Raw genomic sequence first — 18,323 nt, 5'->3', positions numbered from 1 at the left:
TTTTTTTGTTTTTATATATGCTTAACGCACAATACCACGTGTAGATTTTTCTAATGAATCAATAAAAAGTTGCGCTTCAGGCGTTTTAGCTAAAATTTCATTACGAATTTGCTCAATCGCTTGTTCAGTGGTCAAACCAGATTTATAAATAAGCTTATAGGCTTCTCTTAAGCCTTGAATCGTATCTCTTGACCAACCTTTACGACGCATTCCTTCGATATTCATACCATATGCACTGGCTGGATTACCAGATGCCATCACGTATGCAGGAACATCTTTAAGGATTAATGCCGCACCACCAATCATACTATAGGAATCAATTCGGCAGAATTGATGAATTCCAGCATTACCACCAACAATTACATGATTACCTATATGGACATGTCCAGCCACGCCAACATTATTAGCAAAAATATTATGATCGCCAATAACACAATCATGCGCAATATGCGTATTCACCATAAATAAATTATGGCTACCAATTTTTGTAATTGCTTGATCCTGAATAGTCCCTCTATGTAATGTACAATGCTCACGAATAGAGTTATTGTCCCCAATTTCTAACCACGTCTCTTCACCTTGATATTTTAAATCTTGGCAAATTTCCCCAACGCTTGAAAACTGGAAAATATCATTGTTTTTCCCAATTTTCGTAAAACCACCAATTACGACATGTGAACGTAATTTAGTCCCAGCATCAATCGTTACATTAGGACCAATAATACAATAAGGTCCAATCTGCACATCCGATGCAATTTCTGCAGATGGGTCAATAATTGCGGTAGGGTGAATTAGGTTTTGACTACTCATGTCTGCTCAATTTTTTGGTGGGAAATAATGATCTCTGCTGTTGCAGCGACAATACCGTCGACACTAGCTTTGCAATTGTACTTGTAAATGCCACGTTTTTGCATCACAAGTTCAGACTTTAAGATAAGCTGGTCACCAGCAACAACCTGCTTCTTAAATCGTACTTTCTCTGCACCAGCAAATAAAAACAATGAACCTTCTTTTGGCTTTTGATTCGTTAATACAAAACCTAATATACCAGAGACTTGTGCTAAAGCCTCAATAATGAGTACACCTGGCATAATTGGGTATGTTGGGAAATGCCCCTGTAAAAACTCTTCATTGATCGATACATTTTTATAACCGACAATACTATTTTCAGTTATGTCTGTAACTCGATCTACAAGCAAAAAAGGATAGCGATGAGGTAAATATTCACGAATGGTAAGAATATCCATAGGTAATTCAGGCATCGTAAATGCGGGAGAAATTGACTCGATCATAATGAATTATTTACGTAACTTAAGGGTTGATTCAAGGGACTCTAATTGAGCTTGCATATGATCAAGCCTTTTGCTGATTTGGGTCAATGGCACATCTGCTAATTGTCGTAAGCGTACAATTGTCTTTTTCCAGTGATTATTTTCAAAAAGCCCCATACCTGAAGAATACGTTCCAGCTTCATAAATATTTTTTGTGACCATTGACATTGCTGTAAGTGTGACATTATCGGTAATTTCTAGATGCCCGACTATGCCACACGCACCACCTATAATACAATTTTTGCCAATCCGAGTACTTCCAGCAATACCTGTTTTTGCTGCAATCGCAGTATTCGAACCGATATAAACGTTATGGGCAATTTGCACAAGATTATCAATAATGACCCCATCTTCTATAATTGTGTCATCTAATGCACCACGATCAATACTACAATTTGAACCAATACGTACATCATTACCAATTCGAACCGAACCGAGCTGAGCAATTCGATGCCACTTACCTTGATAAGGTGCAAAACCAAAACCTTCTGAACCAATTACTGTATTTGCATGTATACGGACACGATCCTTTAACTTCGTTGCACCAGTAATTGTCACGTGTGCATCAATAAAACAGTCATTGCCCACTTCAACATCATCATCAATAAAAGTATGTGCTTGAACAATCGTATTATGACCAATAACACAATTCTCGCCAATGACCACAGAGTGCCCAATATAAGCATCATCCGCTATAATGGCAGAAGAATGAATCTGTGCGGTACTTTCAATACCTCTTTGCGTTATTTTCTTTTCAAATACATGCGTTAAAATAGCAAAAGCTAAATAGGGATTCTCTACAACAATAAAGTTCTTCTTATTTTTAAGTTGTTGCATAGATTTTTCAGTAACAATATAAACACCAGCATGACTTTTTTCTGCCTGTGCTAAATATTTATCACCATTTACAAAACAAATATGCTGATTTTGTGCCTGCTCTAAACTTGCTAAATGAGAAATTTTAAAATCTTTATCACCAAAAAGCTCACCTTTTACAAGATGAGCTATTTCTTCTAAACGATAATGACGTCTATTCATTGATTATTTCATTGCATTGACCTTTTGGATCATTTTATCAGTTAAATCATACTGAGCGTCAGAGGCAATCGTTGAATTTTTATTCAAAATAAGATCTAAATTATTTTCTTTTCTTAATTGTTCAGCAGCTTGCTTCACTTTAGCTTCAAAAGCAGTATTCATTGACTGTAGTGTAGATTGGACTTTGGTCTGTAAACCTTGTTGCGTCGTATTAAACTCATTCAATTTTGCTTGATACAATCCAGTCATTTTTTGAATATCTGCTTGATTCATCTTTGGACCATCAACTTGAGCCTTTTGTTGCATACTTTCAAGCTCTTTACCAAGTTGCTCCAACTTAGTAGAAGTCGGCTTAACTGATTGGCTTAGAGTTGCGTTCTGCTGTTTCAAATAAGTACTACTTTCAACAACACGAGTCAAATCCACAACTCCAATACCACCAGCATTTGTGACTGCAGAAACCGTTAAACCTAAGCCTAGCATTAGCATTGTTAATGTTTTCATTATTTCATCCTTTATATTTTAGAAAATAATAGAGGGTCGTACTTAGAAAGTACGACCAATTTCAAATTGAATAGACTTGGTATTATCACCACTCTTTTCATTAAGCGGATAGGCATAACTTAATGATAACGGACCGATCATTGTAATCCATGTGAAACCAGCACCAACACTATAACGCATATTACTAAAGTCAAATTTATAGTTGTCATTACAATATTGTTTGATATCAACTGTATTACCACCTACTAGAATGTTGCCCGTTGGTACATTACATTGCGTATCGAATACTTGAGCACCTTCGGCAAACAATACTGGACGGATTTGACGTGTCCAATCTCCTTTGAATGGTAAAGGTAGCGCTAACTCTGTTCCGAATTGAATCAAAGCATTACCACCAACTTCTTCAGGATCTGGATCATTTTTACCCGTTGCTTGGAAAATTACACTTGGGTACTTTGGACCCAATGAGCTATTGTCATAACCACGTACCGAACCATAACCACCTGCATAGAAGTTTTTATAGAATGGCAGATCATTACCATAACCTAACTTGCCATAACCTCTAAGTACAAATCCCATAGGTAATGATTTAAATGCCTGAGCATCATAAGTCATTTTTTGGTAGTCAACGTCACTACCAGGTAGACCGACTTCTAGACCAACACGGTGTGACATACCAGAAGTTGGGAAAACTGGTCTATTCAATGTGTTATATGACCAGCCTAAATTCAATGTATATGTTAGGAACTCACCTTCAAAAGCGCTGTTATAAGTAATTTCACCGCCTGGTTTACACTTACCATTGTAATTACCATCCAAATCTTTATCTAATTGATCTTCAGGACAATAAGTATTTTGCGCAGTTGCTTTACCACCATTCGCCAATAAATAATCACGAATATAAGTAGAAACACTTGGACCAGTTCTTACTTTAGTTTGATCAATACCTAAAGATGCACTCACACTTTGGTTTTCATCAATCGGATAGCCAAAGCTCAAACTACCACCAACACTATCCGTCACGTAGTTATTAACGTTATAGCTTTCACTTAACTTGGTTTTACGATAATACATATTATAACCACGGCTCACACCATCAATGGTGAAATACGGGTCAGTCACACTTAGGTTATAATAGTCTTGCGTCTCAGAACGAGATAAGTCAATCGCAACACGATTGCCTGTTCCCATAAAGTTGGTTTGACTCAAACCAGCTTGGAATGTCACACCACCATTTTGAGAATAACCAACAGCAAGCGTCGTTGTACCTGAATGCTGTTCTTCAACATTCACCGTTAAATCAACTTGATCTGGTGAGTTAGGGACACGAACTGGCTTGACATCAACTGTTTTAAAGAAGCCTGTACGCTCTAAACGTACTTTAGACAAATCAATTTTTTCATTACTTGCTAATGCACCTTCCATTTGGCGCATTTCACGACGTAATACTTCATCAGCAGTTTTGGTATTACCAGCAAAGTTAATCCGGCGAACCGTTACTTGCTGACCAGGATTAATGTAATAATTGAGGTTTACGATACCAGTTTGATTGTTAATTTCAGGTACAACATTCACTTCAGCATAGTAATAACCTGCATTACCATATTTACGAAGTAGTAATTGCTTCACCGCATTTACTTTTTCTTGTGAATAAGTTTCACCATCTTTATACAGTTTAAGTGCCTTTAATTCTTCAGGCTTATAAAGTGCATCACCTAAAAATTTCGTTTCACCAAACTTAAACTGACTGCCTTCATCAACTGAAACTTCAATAAAAATATGCTTTTTATCTTCACTAATATTCAATTGAGAGTTAATAATATTAAAGTTGATATAACCTTTATTTAGATACAATGCACGCAATGCTTCTAAACTTGCAGCCATTTTTTCACGTGCATAACGATCATTACGTGTAACAATTGATGCCCAACCACTTTCTTTTACAGCAAATGCTTGTTTAATATCACTATCATTAAATACAGTATTACCAATGATATTAATATCAAAAACTTTTGCTGCCGTACCTTCATTAAAATTAAGTTTTAATTCGACACGGTTATTTGGACGAGCAATGGTATCAACCGTTACATCAGCATCATAACGACCTTGTTGAGTATATTGCTGCTCAAGTTCAGTCTCAATAATCTGTAATGCCGACTTTTTAAAGACTTCACCCTCTGCGATCCCCATTTTCTTTAAACCTTGCTCTAAGGCTTCTTTAGGAATCAGCTTATTACCTTTAAATTCCAATTTAGAAATAATTGGACGCTCAACAACTTTAAAGACCAGTACATCTTTTTCTTTATAGGCTTTAATGTCATCAAATAAACCTGAAGCATATAAAGTACGGATTGCCTCAGCAATCACAGGATCACTTACTCTATCGCCACTATTTATTGGTAACATAGAATAGATACTTGCAGGTGTTAAACGCACGAGGCCATCAATTCGTATATCTTGTGCAAGAAACTCATCTGCTGCGTATGCTTGTTGTACCACTGCCATCGCACTAACCAGTGCCAAAGGCATTAATAAATGTGTGTGACGCATGCCCATATATTTTCCAGTAAGTTAAATTCCGTTTGCGTTTTTTTATAAACGCATGAAGTCGTTAAATAAAGCCAAAAGCATCATGCTACCGAGCAGTACCATACCAACTTTTAGACCAAACATTTGTATTTGTTCAGAAACAGGTTTACCACGAATTGCTTCGATAAAGTAATAAACTAAATGACCACCATCAAGCATCGGAATTGGTAATAAATTTAGGATGCCCAAACTTACACTCATCAACGCCATGAATGAAATGAAAGTTTGCCATCCCATTTCAGCACTTTGACCAGCAACTTTTGCAATGGTGATTGGACCCGATAAATTATCTAATCCAATCAATCCACGTACCATTTTGGTGATGGAGCTAAAAATCATACCCGACAATTGTGTCGTTTTTTCAACAGCAACGCCTAATGCTTCTATAGGTGAATACTGAATGGTTTGTTTGTATTCATTGGGAATCGTGATTTTACCCGCATCACTTTTCACCCCAAGTACACCACTTATATTTCCCATATTATCGCGCTGACCTTGCGGCATCACCTGTAAATGTACAAGTTGACCTTGACGCATTACATCAATATTCAAAAGTTTTTCAGGTGAATCTTGCACAACATTCACAACATCAAACCAATCTTTCATTGCAACATTATCAATTGCGACAATGCGATCACCCACTTTCATGCCTTGGCGTATTGCAGCGCCATCTGGGCTCAATTCCTTTACAGTCGCTGAAATAAATGGACGGTAAGGTAAGAAACCCAATACATCTAATGGAGATTGGCTTTGATCTTTTAAAAAGTCTTTAATTGGCAAGTTGTATTGTTTTTCAGTTCCCGCACGATCAACAACAATCGAAACTTGACCAGTCTCTCCAACGCGATTAACCAAAGCGTAATTCAGTTTTTCCCATGTTGCAGTTGTTTGACCATCCACCATCACCACTTTATCGCCAACATGTAAATCAACTTGGGCAGCAGGTGTATTTGGCATAATTTTGCCAATACGGGTATTGAGCTGTTCTTGGGCCGGTAAAAACAAAATCCAAAACAATAAAACAGCAAAAATAAGATTAATCAGCGGTCCAGCTGCAACAATTGCGATACGCTTCCATGGAGATTTTCGATTGAATGCATAAGGTAAATCTTGCTCAGCAACATTACCTTCTCGCTCATCCAACATTTTGACATAACCACCAAGTGGTAATGCAGAAAGTTGATATTGGATACCAGATTTTTTCGATTGCCATTTCAGCAAAGTTGGTCCAAAACCGATGGAATAGACCAATACCTTAACGCCTAATTTGCGTGCAACCCAATAATGACCAAACTCATGAATCGCAATCAGTGGGCCTAATAATAAAATCGCTGCAACAATCATAAATAGTGCACTCATACGATTTAACCCCCTATACCCACGATGTACTTCTCTGCAATACGTCTTGCGATCATATCAGTCTGCAAGATGATGTCTATGCTTTCTGCTTTAGCATTTTGTACAACTTGTAAAGTATGCTCGACCACTTGCGTAATTTCAGTAAATCGAATTTGTCCTTTTAAAAATGCAGCAACCGCGATCTCATTGGCAGCATTCAAAATTGTAGGGGCTAACCCACCAGCACGCATGGCTTGACGAGCTAAATTTAAAGCTGGGAATTTAATATTATCAGGTGCCTGAAAATTTAATTGAGCTGTTTCGAACAGATTTAAAGCAGGAACATCCGTCATTAAACGTTGCGGCCATGCTAATGCGTGCGCAATTGGCGTACACATGTCTGGGTTACCCATTTGTGCCAAAGTTGATCCATCCACATATTGCACCATGGAATGAATAATACTTTGTGGATGAACAACAACTGTAACAAAATGTTCTGATATTGAAAACAAATGACACGCTTCGATCAATTCCAAACCTTTATTCATCAAAGTCGCTGAATCTACCGAGATTTTTTGCCCCATTGACCAATTCGGGTGCTTACAAGCCTGTTGTGGCGTTACATCATGCAATTGTTCTAGTGAGTGATTCAAAAACGGACCACCAGAAGCTGTTAATAAAATTCCAGAAACACCTAATTGGGGCTGCCCCGTCCTTTCAATTTGTAAATAATTATGAGGTAAGGACTGAAAAATCGCATTATGCTCAGAATCGACAGGAAGTAATAATGCATTATGATCGCGTGCTGCCTGCATCATAATGTCACCCGACATCACCAATGCTTCCTTATTTGCAAGTAACACACGTTTGCCTGCTTTAACTGCCGCAAGTGTTGGTAATAAGCCAGCAGCACCTACGATCGCAGCCATGACAATATCAACATCGGTATGTTCAGCAATCGCAATTAAGCCTGCTTCATCTGTTAATATTTCAATATTTTTTAGATTTTCTTGATGCAAACGTTGCTGAAGTTCAAATGCTTTGACTTGAGGAACAACAACAACTTTTGGATGATATTTTTTACATATTTCGAGTAATTCATCTAAACGACTATATGCAGAAACTGCATAGACAGAGTATTGGTCTGGGTGCCGCTCCAATACTTTTAAGGTACTTTGCCCAATTGAACCCGTAACACCCAATATACAAACAGCTTGTGTCATTTAAAGATCTACACCAATAAGTTTTACCAATACATACATACCAGTTGCAAAAATAGGTGCTGCTGCAAGAAGTGAATCAATTCGATCTAATACCCCACCATGACCTGGAAGTACACGACCAGAATCTTTGATTCCAGCACGGCGTTTGATCATCGACTCAAATAAGTCACCTAATACTGATGCAAATACGGTAATAATTGAAAGAATTAAGAATAAAATGAGCTGGATTGTCGTTAAATTTAAATAGAAATATTGCACAACAAACATGATTATCACAGTTGTTGCAATTCCTCCATATAATCCTTCAACTGATTTATTTGGGCTAACACTTGGCGCAAGCTTTTTCTTCCCAAATTTACGACCTACAAAATAAGCACCACTATCTGCCCCCCAAACCAAGAGGAACAAATACATCAACCACCACGGAGAACTATGCCAAACAGCATAAAGTGCGGTCACAGCAGCAGAAATTAAGATAAATCCAATGATATACAACGAAACATTGTACCAATTATCCGACTCTGGGAAGCTTTTAACCCAGTAAATACTACCTAACCATGTAAGAATAGATGCTGCCCAAAGTAGTAATGCAACATCATCAAAAAATAATGCGAGTGTTGAAACAAGTGCTACACATCCCCCATATATCCAAGCTTTAGGTTTTGAAACAATCGCTGCTTGACGAGGCATAAGCTTAAACCACTCATAGCCTGCAACTCCAGCCGCTAAAATCATAAGCATAAACATTGGATAATGTGATTGCGTTGCAAACATGCAACTTAAAACAACAGCAACTAACACCAATGCGGTAATAATCCGCTCTAACATTATTAATTCTCTATTTTCGCTTGTTGAATTTGTTCTGTCGTCTTACCAAAACGTCGCTCACGCCCTGAAAAAACACGAAATGCGTGATCTAACTCTTCTACGGTAAACTCTGGCCATAATGTTTCTGTAAAATACAGTTCTGCGTAAGCAGCTTGCCACAGTAAGAAATTAGACAAACGATAATCACCTCCTGTACGGATTAACAAATCCACAGCAGGTAGATCATTTAAACTGACATATTTATCAAATAAATCAACATTTATCTGATTTGTTTGAACTTTTCCAGCAAGAACATCCTCAGCTATAGACTTTGCCGCATGCGCCATATCCCACATACCACCATAACTAATCGCAATAGTTAAGGTCATGGAGTCAAAAGCAGCTGTTTTTTGTTCTGCATAATGCATCAAAGCACTCAAATGATCAGAAAGTCGTGAACGATCTCCGATAAAACGTAGTGCAATATTGAACTTTTCCATACGTGGAAGTTGTTCATGAATTGTTTCTTCCAACAATTTCATGAGTAAATCAACTTCATACTGCGGTCGATTCCAGTTTTCACTTGAAAATGCAAAAATAGTTAAGGCTTTCACACCGACGCTTTTACAATGCTCAACAATTGGATCTAAGACATTTTTGCCTTCACGATGCCCATCACCTTTTTGCATTTGCATTTTTTTGGCAAAGCGATTGTTGCCATCCATGATGATGGCAACATGCTGAGGAAGAAGCTGATCTTCTTGCAAGGTCATAAAATTAGACCTTCATTAATTCAGCTTCTTTCGCAGCTAAGCGCTTTTCTACTTCAGCAACGAATTTATCCGTAATTTTCTGAATATCATCTGATGCACGGCGGTCATCATCTTCAGAAATTTCTTTCTCTTTCAATAATGCTTTGATATCACCTAATACATCACGACGAATATTTCGAATTGCAACTTTGGCATTCTCAGCTTCAGTACGTGCAACTTTTTGCATATCACGACGCGTTTCTTCAGTCAATGCAGCCATTGGTACACGAATTGCGTCCGCTGTAATAGGGTTTAGTCCCAAACCAGCTTCACGAATTGCTTTATCAATCGCAGACACCATTGAACGTTCAAATGGCTGTACTAACAGTGTACGTGAATCTTCAAGTCCCACGTTTGCAACTTGGTTTAATGGAACATCAGAACCATAGTAAGGAACCATCACACCATTTAAAATAGATGGGTGCGCACGTCCAGTACGAACTTTTGCAAAACCTTGCTCCAAAGAGTCAAGTGTTTTATTCATACGCTGTTCGCTATCTTTTTTGAGATCGTTAATCATATGATCTTCCTTACTTATTCATTAGGTATTACAAAATATTTAGACATTAGTATAAAGAGCTTTATGGCTCACGTACATTAATTCGTAACGTGAGTACCCTCTTTTTCACCCATTACTACAGAAAGTAGTGCACCCGATTTGTTCATATCGAAGACTTGCAATGGAACATTATGATCACGACATAAGCAAATTGCGGTCAGATCCATCACACCTAGCTTTTCATCAAGCACTTGATCAAAAGTTAAATTATCATATTTAACAGCATCATCATATTTACTTGGGTCTTTGTTATAGACACCATCTACTTTGGTTGCTTTTAAAATCAAGTTTGCTTCAATTTCAATACCACGTAAACAAGCAGCAGTATCTGTGGTAAAGAAAGGATTACCTGTACCTGCAACAAATACGCAGACTTCACCTTGACTTAAGTGGCGAATCGCATCACGACTAGAATATGATTCTACAACCGTTCCAATCTGAAGAGCAGACATCAAACGTGTTTTGATATTACGGCGAACCAATGCATCACGCATTGCTAAACCATTCATCACCGTTGCTAACATTCCCATTTGGTCGCCTGTTACACGTCCGACCAAACCGTCTTTTTGTAGCTGGCTACCACGGTATAAATTACCACCACCAACAACGATACCAACTTGTACGCCCAACCCAACCAAATGTGCAATTGAAAGCGACATTTGATCTAATACTTGAGCATCAATACCCATATCTTTATTGCCTGCTAAAGCTTCACCTGAAAGCTTGAGCAAAATTCGTGCATAACGTGGATTTTTAGAAGCTGACATACCTTTACTCCAAACCGACCAATCTCAAAATTCTCTTAAATTTAATTCAATATCAAGCAGATTTAATTTGAATCAACTTTGCAAACAAATCATATTCATCCGCATCGGTAATTTCGACTTCAAGTAAATCACCTGCTTTAATCACAGTTTTATCAATATCTTCAACAAAAACGTTGCCATCGATTTCTGGTGCATCTGCATATGAACGCGCAACAGCAACTGGGAATTCTTCTTCCAAGCTATCAACTAATACTGTCATTGTCTGACCAATACGTTTTTGCAATTTTGCCGCAGAAATCGCTTGCTGAACTTCCATAAAACGCTCATAGCGTTCTTGTTTAATTTCTTCTGCTACATGATCTGGAAGATCATTGGCTGTTGCACCTTCTACAGGCGAATAAGTAAAGCAACCCACACGATCAAGTTGAGCTTCTTTCAGCCATTCCAATAAAATTTGGAAGTCTTCTTCTGTTTCACCAGGAAAACCAACCACGAAAGTTGAACGAATCACCAATTCAGGGCATTTTTCACGCCACAATTTAAGGCGTTCTAAGGTATTTTCGCTATGAGCTGGTCGCTTCATCAATTTTAAGATGCGCGGACTGGCGTGCTGAAAAGGAATATCTAAATATGGCAAGATTTTACCTTGTGCCATAAGATCAATTGCAGCGTCCACATGTGGGTATGGGTATACATAATGTAAACGCACCCAAATACCAAGCTGACCAAGTGCTTCACACATATCATAAAACTTGGTTTTTACAGGCTGTCCATTCCAAAAGTCCAACTTGTATTTGGTATCTAAACCATATGCAGAAGTATCTTGAGAAATCACTAGAATTTCTTTTACACCCGCACGTTTCAGTGCAGCTGCTTCATCCAACACTTTACCTACAGGGCGAGACACTAAGTCACCACGCATGCTTGGGATAATGCAGAATGTACAGCGGTGGTTACAACCTTCTGATATTTTTAAATAAGCGTAATGTTTTGGTGTTAAACGAACACCTTGCTCAGGCACTAAATCAATAAATGGGTTATGCTTTGGCGGTGCTGGTACATACTCATGCACAGCTTCCATCACATCTTGATATGCTGCTGCGCCTGTTACTTTAAGAACATTTGGGTGCATCTGGCGAATTTTATCTTCATCTTTACCTAGGCAGCCAGTGACGATGACGCGACCATTTTCGCTCATGGCTTCGCCAATCGCATCTAAAGACTCTTGCACTGCAGATTCAATAAAACCACAAGTATTAACAACAACCAAATCTGCACCGTCATAATCTGATGCAACTTGATAACCTTCAGTCTTTAACTGAGTTAAAATTCGTTCAGAATCTACCAATGCCTTAGGACAACCTAAAGATACAAAACCGACTTTGGGGGTCTTCATGAATCTGCGCTCCACTTGAATCGGCGTATTGTATGACTTTTCTTTGCTGCCGCATAGCTGCAAAGCCATCTCTTTGTGTAATGCACCAAAATACAACCAAAAACTAAATAAAACTTCAGTAACGCACTATTTTAAAGCATGATAAAATATTGAAATAACTCAATCTATGTGAAAAATACAGCATAAACGAATTACTTATGAATTAAGTTGTTGAAAATTAGCCAATACAAAGTTGGCTTGTATTTTGCATTAGCTACATTTAAGAAGTTAATGGCTATTCATCTATATTGATATTTATTGCGCCATTTTAAAACAGGACGATTCACAAATGGATCAACATAACACTATCGACTATCGACTACTCGTAGATAATCTGACCACTGCCATTTTATTGGTCGATAGTAAGCTGAATATTTTTTATTTAAATTCTGCTTGTGAAGCATTATTTGACATCAGTTCATTTCGCGCATCAGGTCAACCTGTGCTTAACTTACTTCATGCACATGATGACTCATTTAGCACACATGAAGCATTAATCAACACATTACAAAGCGGGCAGCATTATACTCGCCGTGAAGCTGTAATCAATGTGAATTTCAAACCAATACATGTTGACTACACTGTATCCCAATTAAATGCTGGTAAAAGCCATCACTCGCTACTATTAATTGAGTTAAATCCAATTGATCGTATGCTAAAAATTTCTAAAGAAGAAAATCTCGTTCAACAGCATCAAGTCGCGCGTCAACTCGTGCGTGGCGTTGCACATGAAATTAAAAATCCGCTGGCAGGTATTCGCGGCGCAACTCAGTTGCTAGCACGTAGTTTAGGCGATGATAGCTATCGTGAATTTACCGATATTATTATTAGTGAAGTCGATAGATTAACCAACCTCGCAGATACCATGCTTGGTTCACGTCAACTACCAAGCTATGAACTGGTAAATGTTCATGAACCTTTGGAACGTGTTCGTTCACTGATCGCGAACCAAACCAAGAAAAAAATTAAGATCACACGTGATTATGACCTTTCTTTGCCGGATGTAATGGCTGATCGTGATCAACTCATTCAAGTCATGCTCAATATCAGCGTAAATGCAGTTCAAGCGATGACTGAAAATAAAGACTTCTTTACAGATTCAGAACCTGAACTTGTTTTAAGAACCCGTATCCAACGCTTAGTCACAATTAATGGTGTTCTAAACCGTTCTACGGTACGTATTGATATTGAAGACAATGGACCTGGTGTTCCAGAAAGCATCTTAGAATCCGTATTTTATCCCCTTGTCACTGGACGAGCAAAAGGTACAGGGCTTGGGCTAAGCATTGCACAAAACATTATGCATCAACACAACGGAATGATCGAGTGTCAGTCCGTTCCAGGAAAAACCATATTTAGCTTATATTTACCTTGGGAGTTAGACCGTGTCACGAAATAAAATTTGGGTAATAGATGATGATCGTGCCATGCGTTGGGTACTCGAAAAAACTTTTAAAGAAGAAGGTTTTGACGTTACCAACTTTGAAGAAGCACAAACAGCACTTGAACGCTTACACGATGGCGCACCAGATGTCATTTTGACAGATATTCGCATGCCCGGAATTGATGGTTTAACTTTCTTGTCTAAAGTTAAGAATACCCATCCAGACCTTCCTGTAATTATTATGACAGCACATTCAGATCTAGAATCGGCTGTATCGAGTTATCAAACAGGTGCTTTTGAATATTTACCAAAACCATTTGATATTGATGAAGCACTAGCCCTCGTTAATCGTGCGATTTTGCATCTCAATAAATTACAACAACAAGAAGCAACCAAAGCAACGACACCGCTACAATCAACCGAAATTATCGGTGAATCTCCTGCAATGCAGGAAGTATTCCGTGCAATTGGACGTTTATCTCAATCCCATATCACGGTATTGATTAATGGTGAATCTGGTACAGGTAAAGAACTTGTTGCACATGCACTACATAAGCACTCACCACGTCGTGCCAAACCTTTTATTGCACTCAATATGGCTGCAATTCCAAAAGATTTAATCGAAACCGAGTTATTCGGGCATGAAAAAGGTGCTTTTACTGGTGCCAACACTCAACATCAAGGGCGTTTTGAACAAGCCAATGGCGGTACATTATTCCTTGATGAAATTGGTGATATGCCTTTTGAAACGCAAACACGTTTACTCCGCGTACTTGCAGATGGTGAATTTTACCGTGTAGGTGGACATATTCCTGTCAAAGTGGATGTTCGTATTGTCGCAGCAACACACCAAGACTTAGAAAAGTTAGTGAATGAAGGACGTTTCCGTGAAGACTTGTATCATCGTCTCAACGTGATTCGTATTCATATTCCAAAACTTGCTCATCGTAGTGAAGATATTCCAATGCTTGCCCAACACTTTTTGGCTCGCGCAGGAAAAGAATTAGGTGTAAGCCCTAAAATCTTACGCACAGAAACGACAGACTACATGCAACAGCTTCCTTGGCCAGGTAATGTTCGTCAATTAGAAAATACCTGCCGTTGGTTAACTGTAATGATTACGGGCAGAGAAGTTTATCCAGAAGACCTACCTGCCGAACTTAAACAAGTCTCTATACAAAAATCGACGAGTGATACGACACTAGCTTCTTCAACAACAAGCCCAGCTTTAGTTGAAAGAGTCACCGTACATCATTGGGATGAATTATTAGGTCAATGGGCAATCCAGAAACTAAAAAATGGCGAAATGAAAATTTTAGATATCGCCACCCCAATGTTTGAACGCACGCTCATTAATGCGGCTCTACAACAGACTCGTGGACGCAAGCGTCATGCTGCTGAACTTTTAGGTTGGGGACGCAATACGCTGACCCGTAAATTAAAAGAACTCGGCATGGAATCTTCTGATGAAGATGATGACGAAGAAGTTCGCTCAGCTTAATCCCATATACATTGCAAAAAAGCGAGTAATTTATTTACTCGCTTTTTTATACCGAGACGTTTTGAAACATACTCTATATCTATAGCCATACAAGGCATATGGTTTTTGCTATAATGAACATACCCCCATAGCACGCATTGACGATAATGGCTGATATTTGTTACCCAAGCTGTGAACAACCCCAAACCCGTCGCGGTCAAGAACGTCGTCTCGCCTTATTGCTTTGTGCAACCGATTTATTTCTTGAGAAAGGTTATGATGCGGTTTCACTGGATGATATCGTCAATCATGCAGGTGGTTCAAAAACATCTATTTATAAATATTTTGGTAATAAAGAAGGTTTGTTTACGGCGATTTGCGACTATCGTAGAGAAGTTTTTTTCAAAGGCGTTTGCTTTCCATATACACCTGAAAAAAACAATTTAAGAATCTATTTAATTCAAACATTACAACGTTTTTATCAGCATATCGTACAACCCGAGAACATTGCCTTTATGCGCATGTTCACAGAACAATCCCAAAAAGACGTTCAGCTCGCACATTATTTTTATGACCGATGTGCTTTAAATATTCAAAATACCATTGCCTTTGCACTGGAACAGGCACACAGCATGGATGAAATATCCTGCTCCAATCCCCATTTCTCAGCCACCATGTATTTTGGTATTTTACGCGATGTCGAATGGCGCAATTTGATGGGCTTAAATGTTCAAGCTGATGATGCAGAAATATTTGATTATATTAACTATTGTGTAGATATATTCTTAAAAGCCCATCAAATAGTCTAATTCTTTTGCATTTTTTGAGCCATATAGTATAGTAGTCAATTCTTTTTTATTCACCACCCATTAAATAACAATTAATTATTGTTTTTATTCAATAATTATTGTGGGAGTAACTATGGCGCTTCGGCATTTCCTAACTTTACGAGACCTTTCAACTTTAGAGTTGCAACGCATTTTAGACCGCGCACAAGAATTGAAGCGTATGCAGCATACAAATACGGTATTTCAGCCGTTTGTGGGTAAAGTCTTAGGAATGATTTTTGAGAAATCGAGTACACGTACACGTATTTCTTTTGAAGCTGGTATTTGCCAATTTGGTGGTAGTGCGATTTTCCTTTCTCCACGAGATACTCAATTAGGTCGCGGTGAGCCAATTGAAGATTCAGCACGTGTCATTTCAAGCATGCTTGATATCGTGATGATTCGTACTTTTGGCCACGATATTGTTGAACGTTTTGCTTCTTATTCGAAAGTTCCTGTCATTAATGGATTAACGGATGACCATCATCCGTGTCAGTTACTTGCAGACTTACAAACTTTTCAAGAACATCGCGGCAGCATTAAAGGTAAAACAGTTGCATGGATTGGCGATGGCAACAATATGTGTAATTCATATATTGAAGCAGCACACATGATGGGCTTTAAACTCAAAGTTGCCGCACCTGAAGGCTATGAACCAAAACCTGAGTTTTTAGCCGAATTTGCCGACTGCGTAGAAGTCTTTAATAAAGCAGAAGATGCTGCTGTAAATGCTGACCTGATCGTAACAGACGTATGGGCAAGCATGGGGCAAGAAGAAGAGCAAAAGTTACGTGAAAAAGCATTTGCTGATTTTCAGGTTAACGAAAAATTGATGGACTTGGCACACCCAGATTGCTTATTTATGCATTGCTTACCTGCACATCGCGGTGAGGAAATTTCTGAAAATATGCTAGACCACAAAAATGCAGTCGTTTGGGATGAAGCAGAGAACCGCTTACATGCTCAAAAAGCATTAATGGAATTCTTATTGAATGAGAATCTGAAGAAAGATTAAATATCAAAAAAAAAAACAGCATCACGATGATGCTGTTTTTATTTCTACGATCTAAATTGAACACTTAAATAAAAACACTTATAGTAAGTGAATCCTTTATTAGAAGAAGTTCCGCCTATTTGGGGAATTTTGATCACTATACAGCGGACGTTATGACCTCACTCGAACAAGCACTGTCTGAAATACCTAGTTTTTCTTTGGTGCACGAGCATCTATTTAGTTCTGCTCAGCCAACTGCTGAACAACTACAGCAGATTAAAGAATATGGCTGTAGTACAGTGATCAATCTTGCAACGAGCAAATCAGAAAATCATTTAGCCAAACAAGACCAAATCTGTTTAGACTTAGGATTAAACTACATTCACATTCCGATTGACTGGGACATCCCTTGCGCAGAACAGTGTTTATTGGTTTTAGATCTCATTGCCCATCTTGTCCAAAATGAAATTATTTGGCTACATTGTGCTAAAAACATGCGCGTGAGTAGCTTAATGTATCTATATCGTCAATTTTATATGGATATGGATATGCCCACTGCTCAGGCATTATTACATGAAATCTGGGAACCTAATGAAACATGGACTGGTTTAATGCACAGCATTACTTTACAGCTACAAGGTCGTAAAGCAACACTAGAACTTGAGCAATCATTAAACAACATCGATCATCTTGCTTGATGTGAAACCAAAACTGTCGCTGTTGCTAAAATACCTTCTTGACGACCTGTAAAACCCAGTTGTTCAGTCGTTGTTGCTTTGATACTAATTTGAGTGACATCAACATCAAGCACATCCGCAATGCTTTGGCGCATTTCTAAATTATGTTTTGCAAGTTTTGGGCGTTCACACGCAACCGTAATATCTGCATTATTTAAATGATAACCACGATCTAAAATCAATTGATACACATGTTTAAGCAGCACACGACTATCCGCCCCCTTATATTCAGGATCGGTATCTGGAAAATGTTGACCAATATCACCCAATGCCAATGCACCTAATAAAGCATCACTCAAGGCATGTAAAACAACATCACCATCTGAATGTGCTTTTAAACCATGCGTATGCGGGATTTTAATTCCTGCCAAAGTAACAAAATCACCTGCTTCAAAAGCATGTACATCAATCCCTTGTCCAATACGAATTTGAGCAACCATATGATTTTCCTTTTACAATATACCGAACAAATCTTGTATTCAGGCTTTCTATTTCGCT

Annotated in this window: 18 protein-coding genes; 5 read left to right on the top strand and 13 right to left on the bottom strand. The window is 38.3% G+C overall.

The genetic code is table 11. The features are described from left to right. Positions 1-21: 21 nt before the first annotated feature. The 12 genes from lpxA to rimO form a co-directional block, all read right to left on the bottom strand. Positions 22-810, bottom strand: coding sequence for an acyl-ACP--UDP-N-acetylglucosamine O-acyltransferase (gene lpxA, locus MMP60_RS11310; RefSeq protein ID WP_241336350.1), 789 nt, complete (start codon positions 808-810; stop codon positions 22-24). Continuing rightward, complete coding sequence (gene fabZ / locus MMP60_RS11305) at positions 807-1,292, bottom strand: 3-hydroxyacyl-ACP dehydratase FabZ (RefSeq protein WP_241336349.1); 486 nt, start codon at positions 1,290-1,292, stop codon at positions 807-809. Before fabZ ends, lpxA begins: the two co-directional genes overlap by 4 nt. Before the next feature lie 6 nt (positions 1,293-1,298). Beyond that, complete coding sequence (gene lpxD, locus MMP60_RS11300; protein ID WP_241336348.1) at positions 1,299-2,369, bottom strand: UDP-3-O-(3-hydroxymyristoyl)glucosamine N-acyltransferase; 1,071 nt, start codon at positions 2,367-2,369, stop codon at positions 1,299-1,301. A 3-nt stretch (positions 2,370-2,372) separates the two neighbouring features. Then, positions 2,373-2,873 carry an OmpH family outer membrane protein gene (locus MMP60_RS11295; RefSeq protein ID WP_241336347.1) on the bottom strand — a complete coding sequence of 167 codons (501 nt, stop codon included), beginning with the start codon at positions 2,871-2,873 and terminating at the stop codon, positions 2,373-2,375. A gap of 42 nt (positions 2,874-2,915) precedes the next feature. Then, a complete protein-coding gene (bamA, locus tag MMP60_RS11290; RefSeq protein WP_241336346.1) occupies positions 2,916-5,429 on the bottom strand; it encodes an outer membrane protein assembly factor BamA in 2,514 nt (837 codons plus the stop codon). 36 nt (positions 5,430-5,465) lie between these two features. Further along, the gene (gene rseP / locus MMP60_RS11285; RefSeq protein WP_241336345.1) at positions 5,466-6,821 is read right to left on the bottom strand and encodes an RIP metalloprotease RseP; all 1,356 of its coding nucleotides are present in this window, start codon (positions 6,819-6,821) and stop codon (positions 5,466-5,468) included. 5 nt (positions 6,822-6,826) lie between these two features. Next, positions 6,827-8,023, bottom strand: coding sequence for a 1-deoxy-D-xylulose-5-phosphate reductoisomerase (gene ispC, locus MMP60_RS11280; protein ID WP_241336344.1), 1,197 nt, complete (start codon positions 8,021-8,023; stop codon positions 6,827-6,829). Continuing rightward, positions 8,024-8,851 (bottom strand): phosphatidate cytidylyltransferase, encoded by an 828-nt coding sequence (locus MMP60_RS11275; protein WP_241336343.1) that lies wholly within the window; start codon positions 8,849-8,851, stop codon positions 8,024-8,026. A gap of 2 nt (positions 8,852-8,853) precedes the next feature. After that, positions 8,854-9,603, bottom strand: coding sequence for a polyprenyl diphosphate synthase (uppS, locus tag MMP60_RS11270; RefSeq protein ID WP_241336342.1), 750 nt, complete (start codon positions 9,601-9,603; stop codon positions 8,854-8,856). A gap of 4 nt (positions 9,604-9,607) precedes the next feature. Further along, complete coding sequence (gene frr, locus MMP60_RS11265) at positions 9,608-10,162, bottom strand: ribosome recycling factor (protein ID WP_241336341.1); 555 nt, start codon at positions 10,160-10,162, stop codon at positions 9,608-9,610. Positions 10,163-10,239: 77 nt separating this feature from the next. Further along, the gene (gene pyrH, locus MMP60_RS11260; protein ID WP_241336340.1) at positions 10,240-10,968 is read right to left on the bottom strand and encodes a UMP kinase; all 729 of its coding nucleotides are present in this window, start codon (positions 10,966-10,968) and stop codon (positions 10,240-10,242) included. Between the two features lie 52 nt (positions 10,969-11,020). Further along, entirely contained in the window at positions 11,021-12,364 is a 1,344-nt protein-coding gene (gene rimO, locus MMP60_RS11255; RefSeq protein ID WP_241336339.1) for a 30S ribosomal protein S12 methylthiotransferase RimO, read from the bottom strand. Between the two features lie 328 nt (positions 12,365-12,692). Between rimO and glnL the strand changes: the two genes are divergently transcribed. From glnL to MMP60_RS11230, 5 genes are all read left to right on the top strand, one after another. After that, positions 12,693-13,802: a nitrogen regulation protein NR(II) gene (glnL, locus tag MMP60_RS11250; protein WP_241336338.1), complete on the top strand. Its 1,110-nt coding sequence runs from the start codon at positions 12,693-12,695 to the stop codon at positions 13,800-13,802. Next, positions 13,789-15,288: a nitrogen regulation protein NR(I) gene (gene glnG, locus MMP60_RS11245; RefSeq protein WP_241336337.1), complete on the top strand. Its 1,500-nt coding sequence runs from the start codon at positions 13,789-13,791 to the stop codon at positions 15,286-15,288. Before glnL ends, glnG begins: the two co-directional genes overlap by 14 nt. A 146-nt stretch (positions 15,289-15,434) precedes the next feature. Beyond that, a complete protein-coding gene (locus MMP60_RS11240) occupies positions 15,435-16,076 on the top strand; it encodes a TetR/AcrR family transcriptional regulator (RefSeq protein WP_241336336.1) in 642 nt (213 codons plus the stop codon). A 112-nt stretch (positions 16,077-16,188) separates the two neighbouring features. Continuing rightward, positions 16,189-17,109 (top strand): ornithine carbamoyltransferase, encoded by a 921-nt coding sequence (gene argF / locus MMP60_RS11235; RefSeq protein WP_241336335.1) that lies wholly within the window; start codon positions 16,189-16,191, stop codon positions 17,107-17,109. A gap of 152 nt (positions 17,110-17,261) precedes the next feature. Continuing rightward, on the top strand, positions 17,262-17,786 hold the full coding sequence (locus MMP60_RS11230) for a protein tyrosine phosphatase family protein (protein ID WP_018679187.1): 525 nt from the start codon (positions 17,262-17,264) through the stop codon (positions 17,784-17,786). On the opposite strand, the gene ispF is transcribed toward MMP60_RS11230, so the two are convergent. Then, complete coding sequence (gene ispF, locus MMP60_RS11225) at positions 17,774-18,265, bottom strand: 2-C-methyl-D-erythritol 2,4-cyclodiphosphate synthase (RefSeq protein ID WP_241336334.1); 492 nt, start codon at positions 18,263-18,265, stop codon at positions 17,774-17,776. The two genes, MMP60_RS11230 and ispF, sit on opposite strands and share 13 nt — an antisense overlap. Between the last annotated feature and the right edge of the window lie 58 nt (positions 18,266-18,323).

Origin of the sequence: Acinetobacter sp. ANC 4805, from assembly GCF_022549495.1 — a bacterium.
Taxonomy (GTDB): domain Bacteria; phylum Pseudomonadota; class Gammaproteobacteria; order Pseudomonadales; family Moraxellaceae; genus Acinetobacter.
Note: the sequence above shows the minus strand (reverse complement) of the source record. Positions and strands in the feature narration are given on the sequence as shown.

What these genes read in the sequence shown, in the direction of transcription:
- lpxA (WP_241336350.1), bottom strand. Translation starts at nt 810, where the DNA reads ATGAGTAGTCAAAACCTAATTCACCCTACCGCAATTATTGACCCATCT.
- fabZ (WP_241336349.1), bottom strand. Translation starts at nt 1,292, where the DNA reads ATGATCGAGTCAATTTCTCCCGCATTTACGATGCCTGAATTACCTATG.
- lpxD (WP_241336348.1), bottom strand. Translation starts at nt 2,369, where the DNA reads ATGAATAGACGTCATTATCGTTTAGAAGAAATAGCTCATCTTGTAAAA.
- MMP60_RS11295 (WP_241336347.1), bottom strand. Translation starts at nt 2,873, where the DNA reads ATGAAAACATTAACAATGCTAATGCTAGGCTTAGGTTTAACGGTTTCT.
- bamA (WP_241336346.1), bottom strand. Translation starts at nt 5,429, where the DNA reads ATGGGCATGCGTCACACACATTTATTAATGCCTTTGGCACTGGTTAGT.
- rseP (WP_241336345.1), bottom strand. Translation starts at nt 6,821, where the DNA reads ATGAGTGCACTATTTATGATTGTTGCAGCGATTTTATTATTAGGCCCA.
- ispC (WP_241336344.1), bottom strand. Translation starts at nt 8,023, where the DNA reads ATGACACAAGCTGTTTGTATATTGGGTGTTACGGGTTCAATTGGGCAA.
- MMP60_RS11275 (WP_241336343.1), bottom strand. Translation starts at nt 8,851, where the DNA reads ATGTTAGAGCGGATTATTACCGCATTGGTGTTAGTTGCTGTTGTTTTA.
- uppS (WP_241336342.1), bottom strand. Translation starts at nt 9,603, where the DNA reads ATGACCTTGCAAGAAGATCAGCTTCTTCCTCAGCATGTTGCCATCATC.
- frr (WP_241336341.1), bottom strand. Translation starts at nt 10,162, where the DNA reads ATGATTAACGATCTCAAAAAAGATAGCGAACAGCGTATGAATAAAACA.
- pyrH (WP_241336340.1), bottom strand. Translation starts at nt 10,968, where the DNA reads ATGTCAGCTTCTAAAAATCCACGTTATGCACGAATTTTGCTCAAGCTT.
- rimO (WP_241336339.1), bottom strand. Translation starts at nt 12,364, where the DNA reads ATGAAGACCCCCAAAGTCGGTTTTGTATCTTTAGGTTGTCCTAAGGCA.
- glnL (WP_241336338.1), top strand. Translation starts at nt 12,693, where the DNA reads ATGGATCAACATAACACTATCGACTATCGACTACTCGTAGATAATCTG.
- MMP60_RS11240 (WP_241336336.1), top strand. Translation starts at nt 15,435, where the DNA reads ATGGCTGATATTTGTTACCCAAGCTGTGAACAACCCCAAACCCGTCGC.
- argF (WP_241336335.1), top strand. Translation starts at nt 16,189, where the DNA reads ATGGCGCTTCGGCATTTCCTAACTTTACGAGACCTTTCAACTTTAGAG.
- MMP60_RS11230 (WP_018679187.1), top strand. Translation starts at nt 17,262, where the DNA reads ATGACCTCACTCGAACAAGCACTGTCTGAAATACCTAGTTTTTCTTTG.
- ispF (WP_241336334.1), bottom strand. Translation starts at nt 18,265, where the DNA reads ATGGTTGCTCAAATTCGTATTGGACAAGGGATTGATGTACATGCTTTT.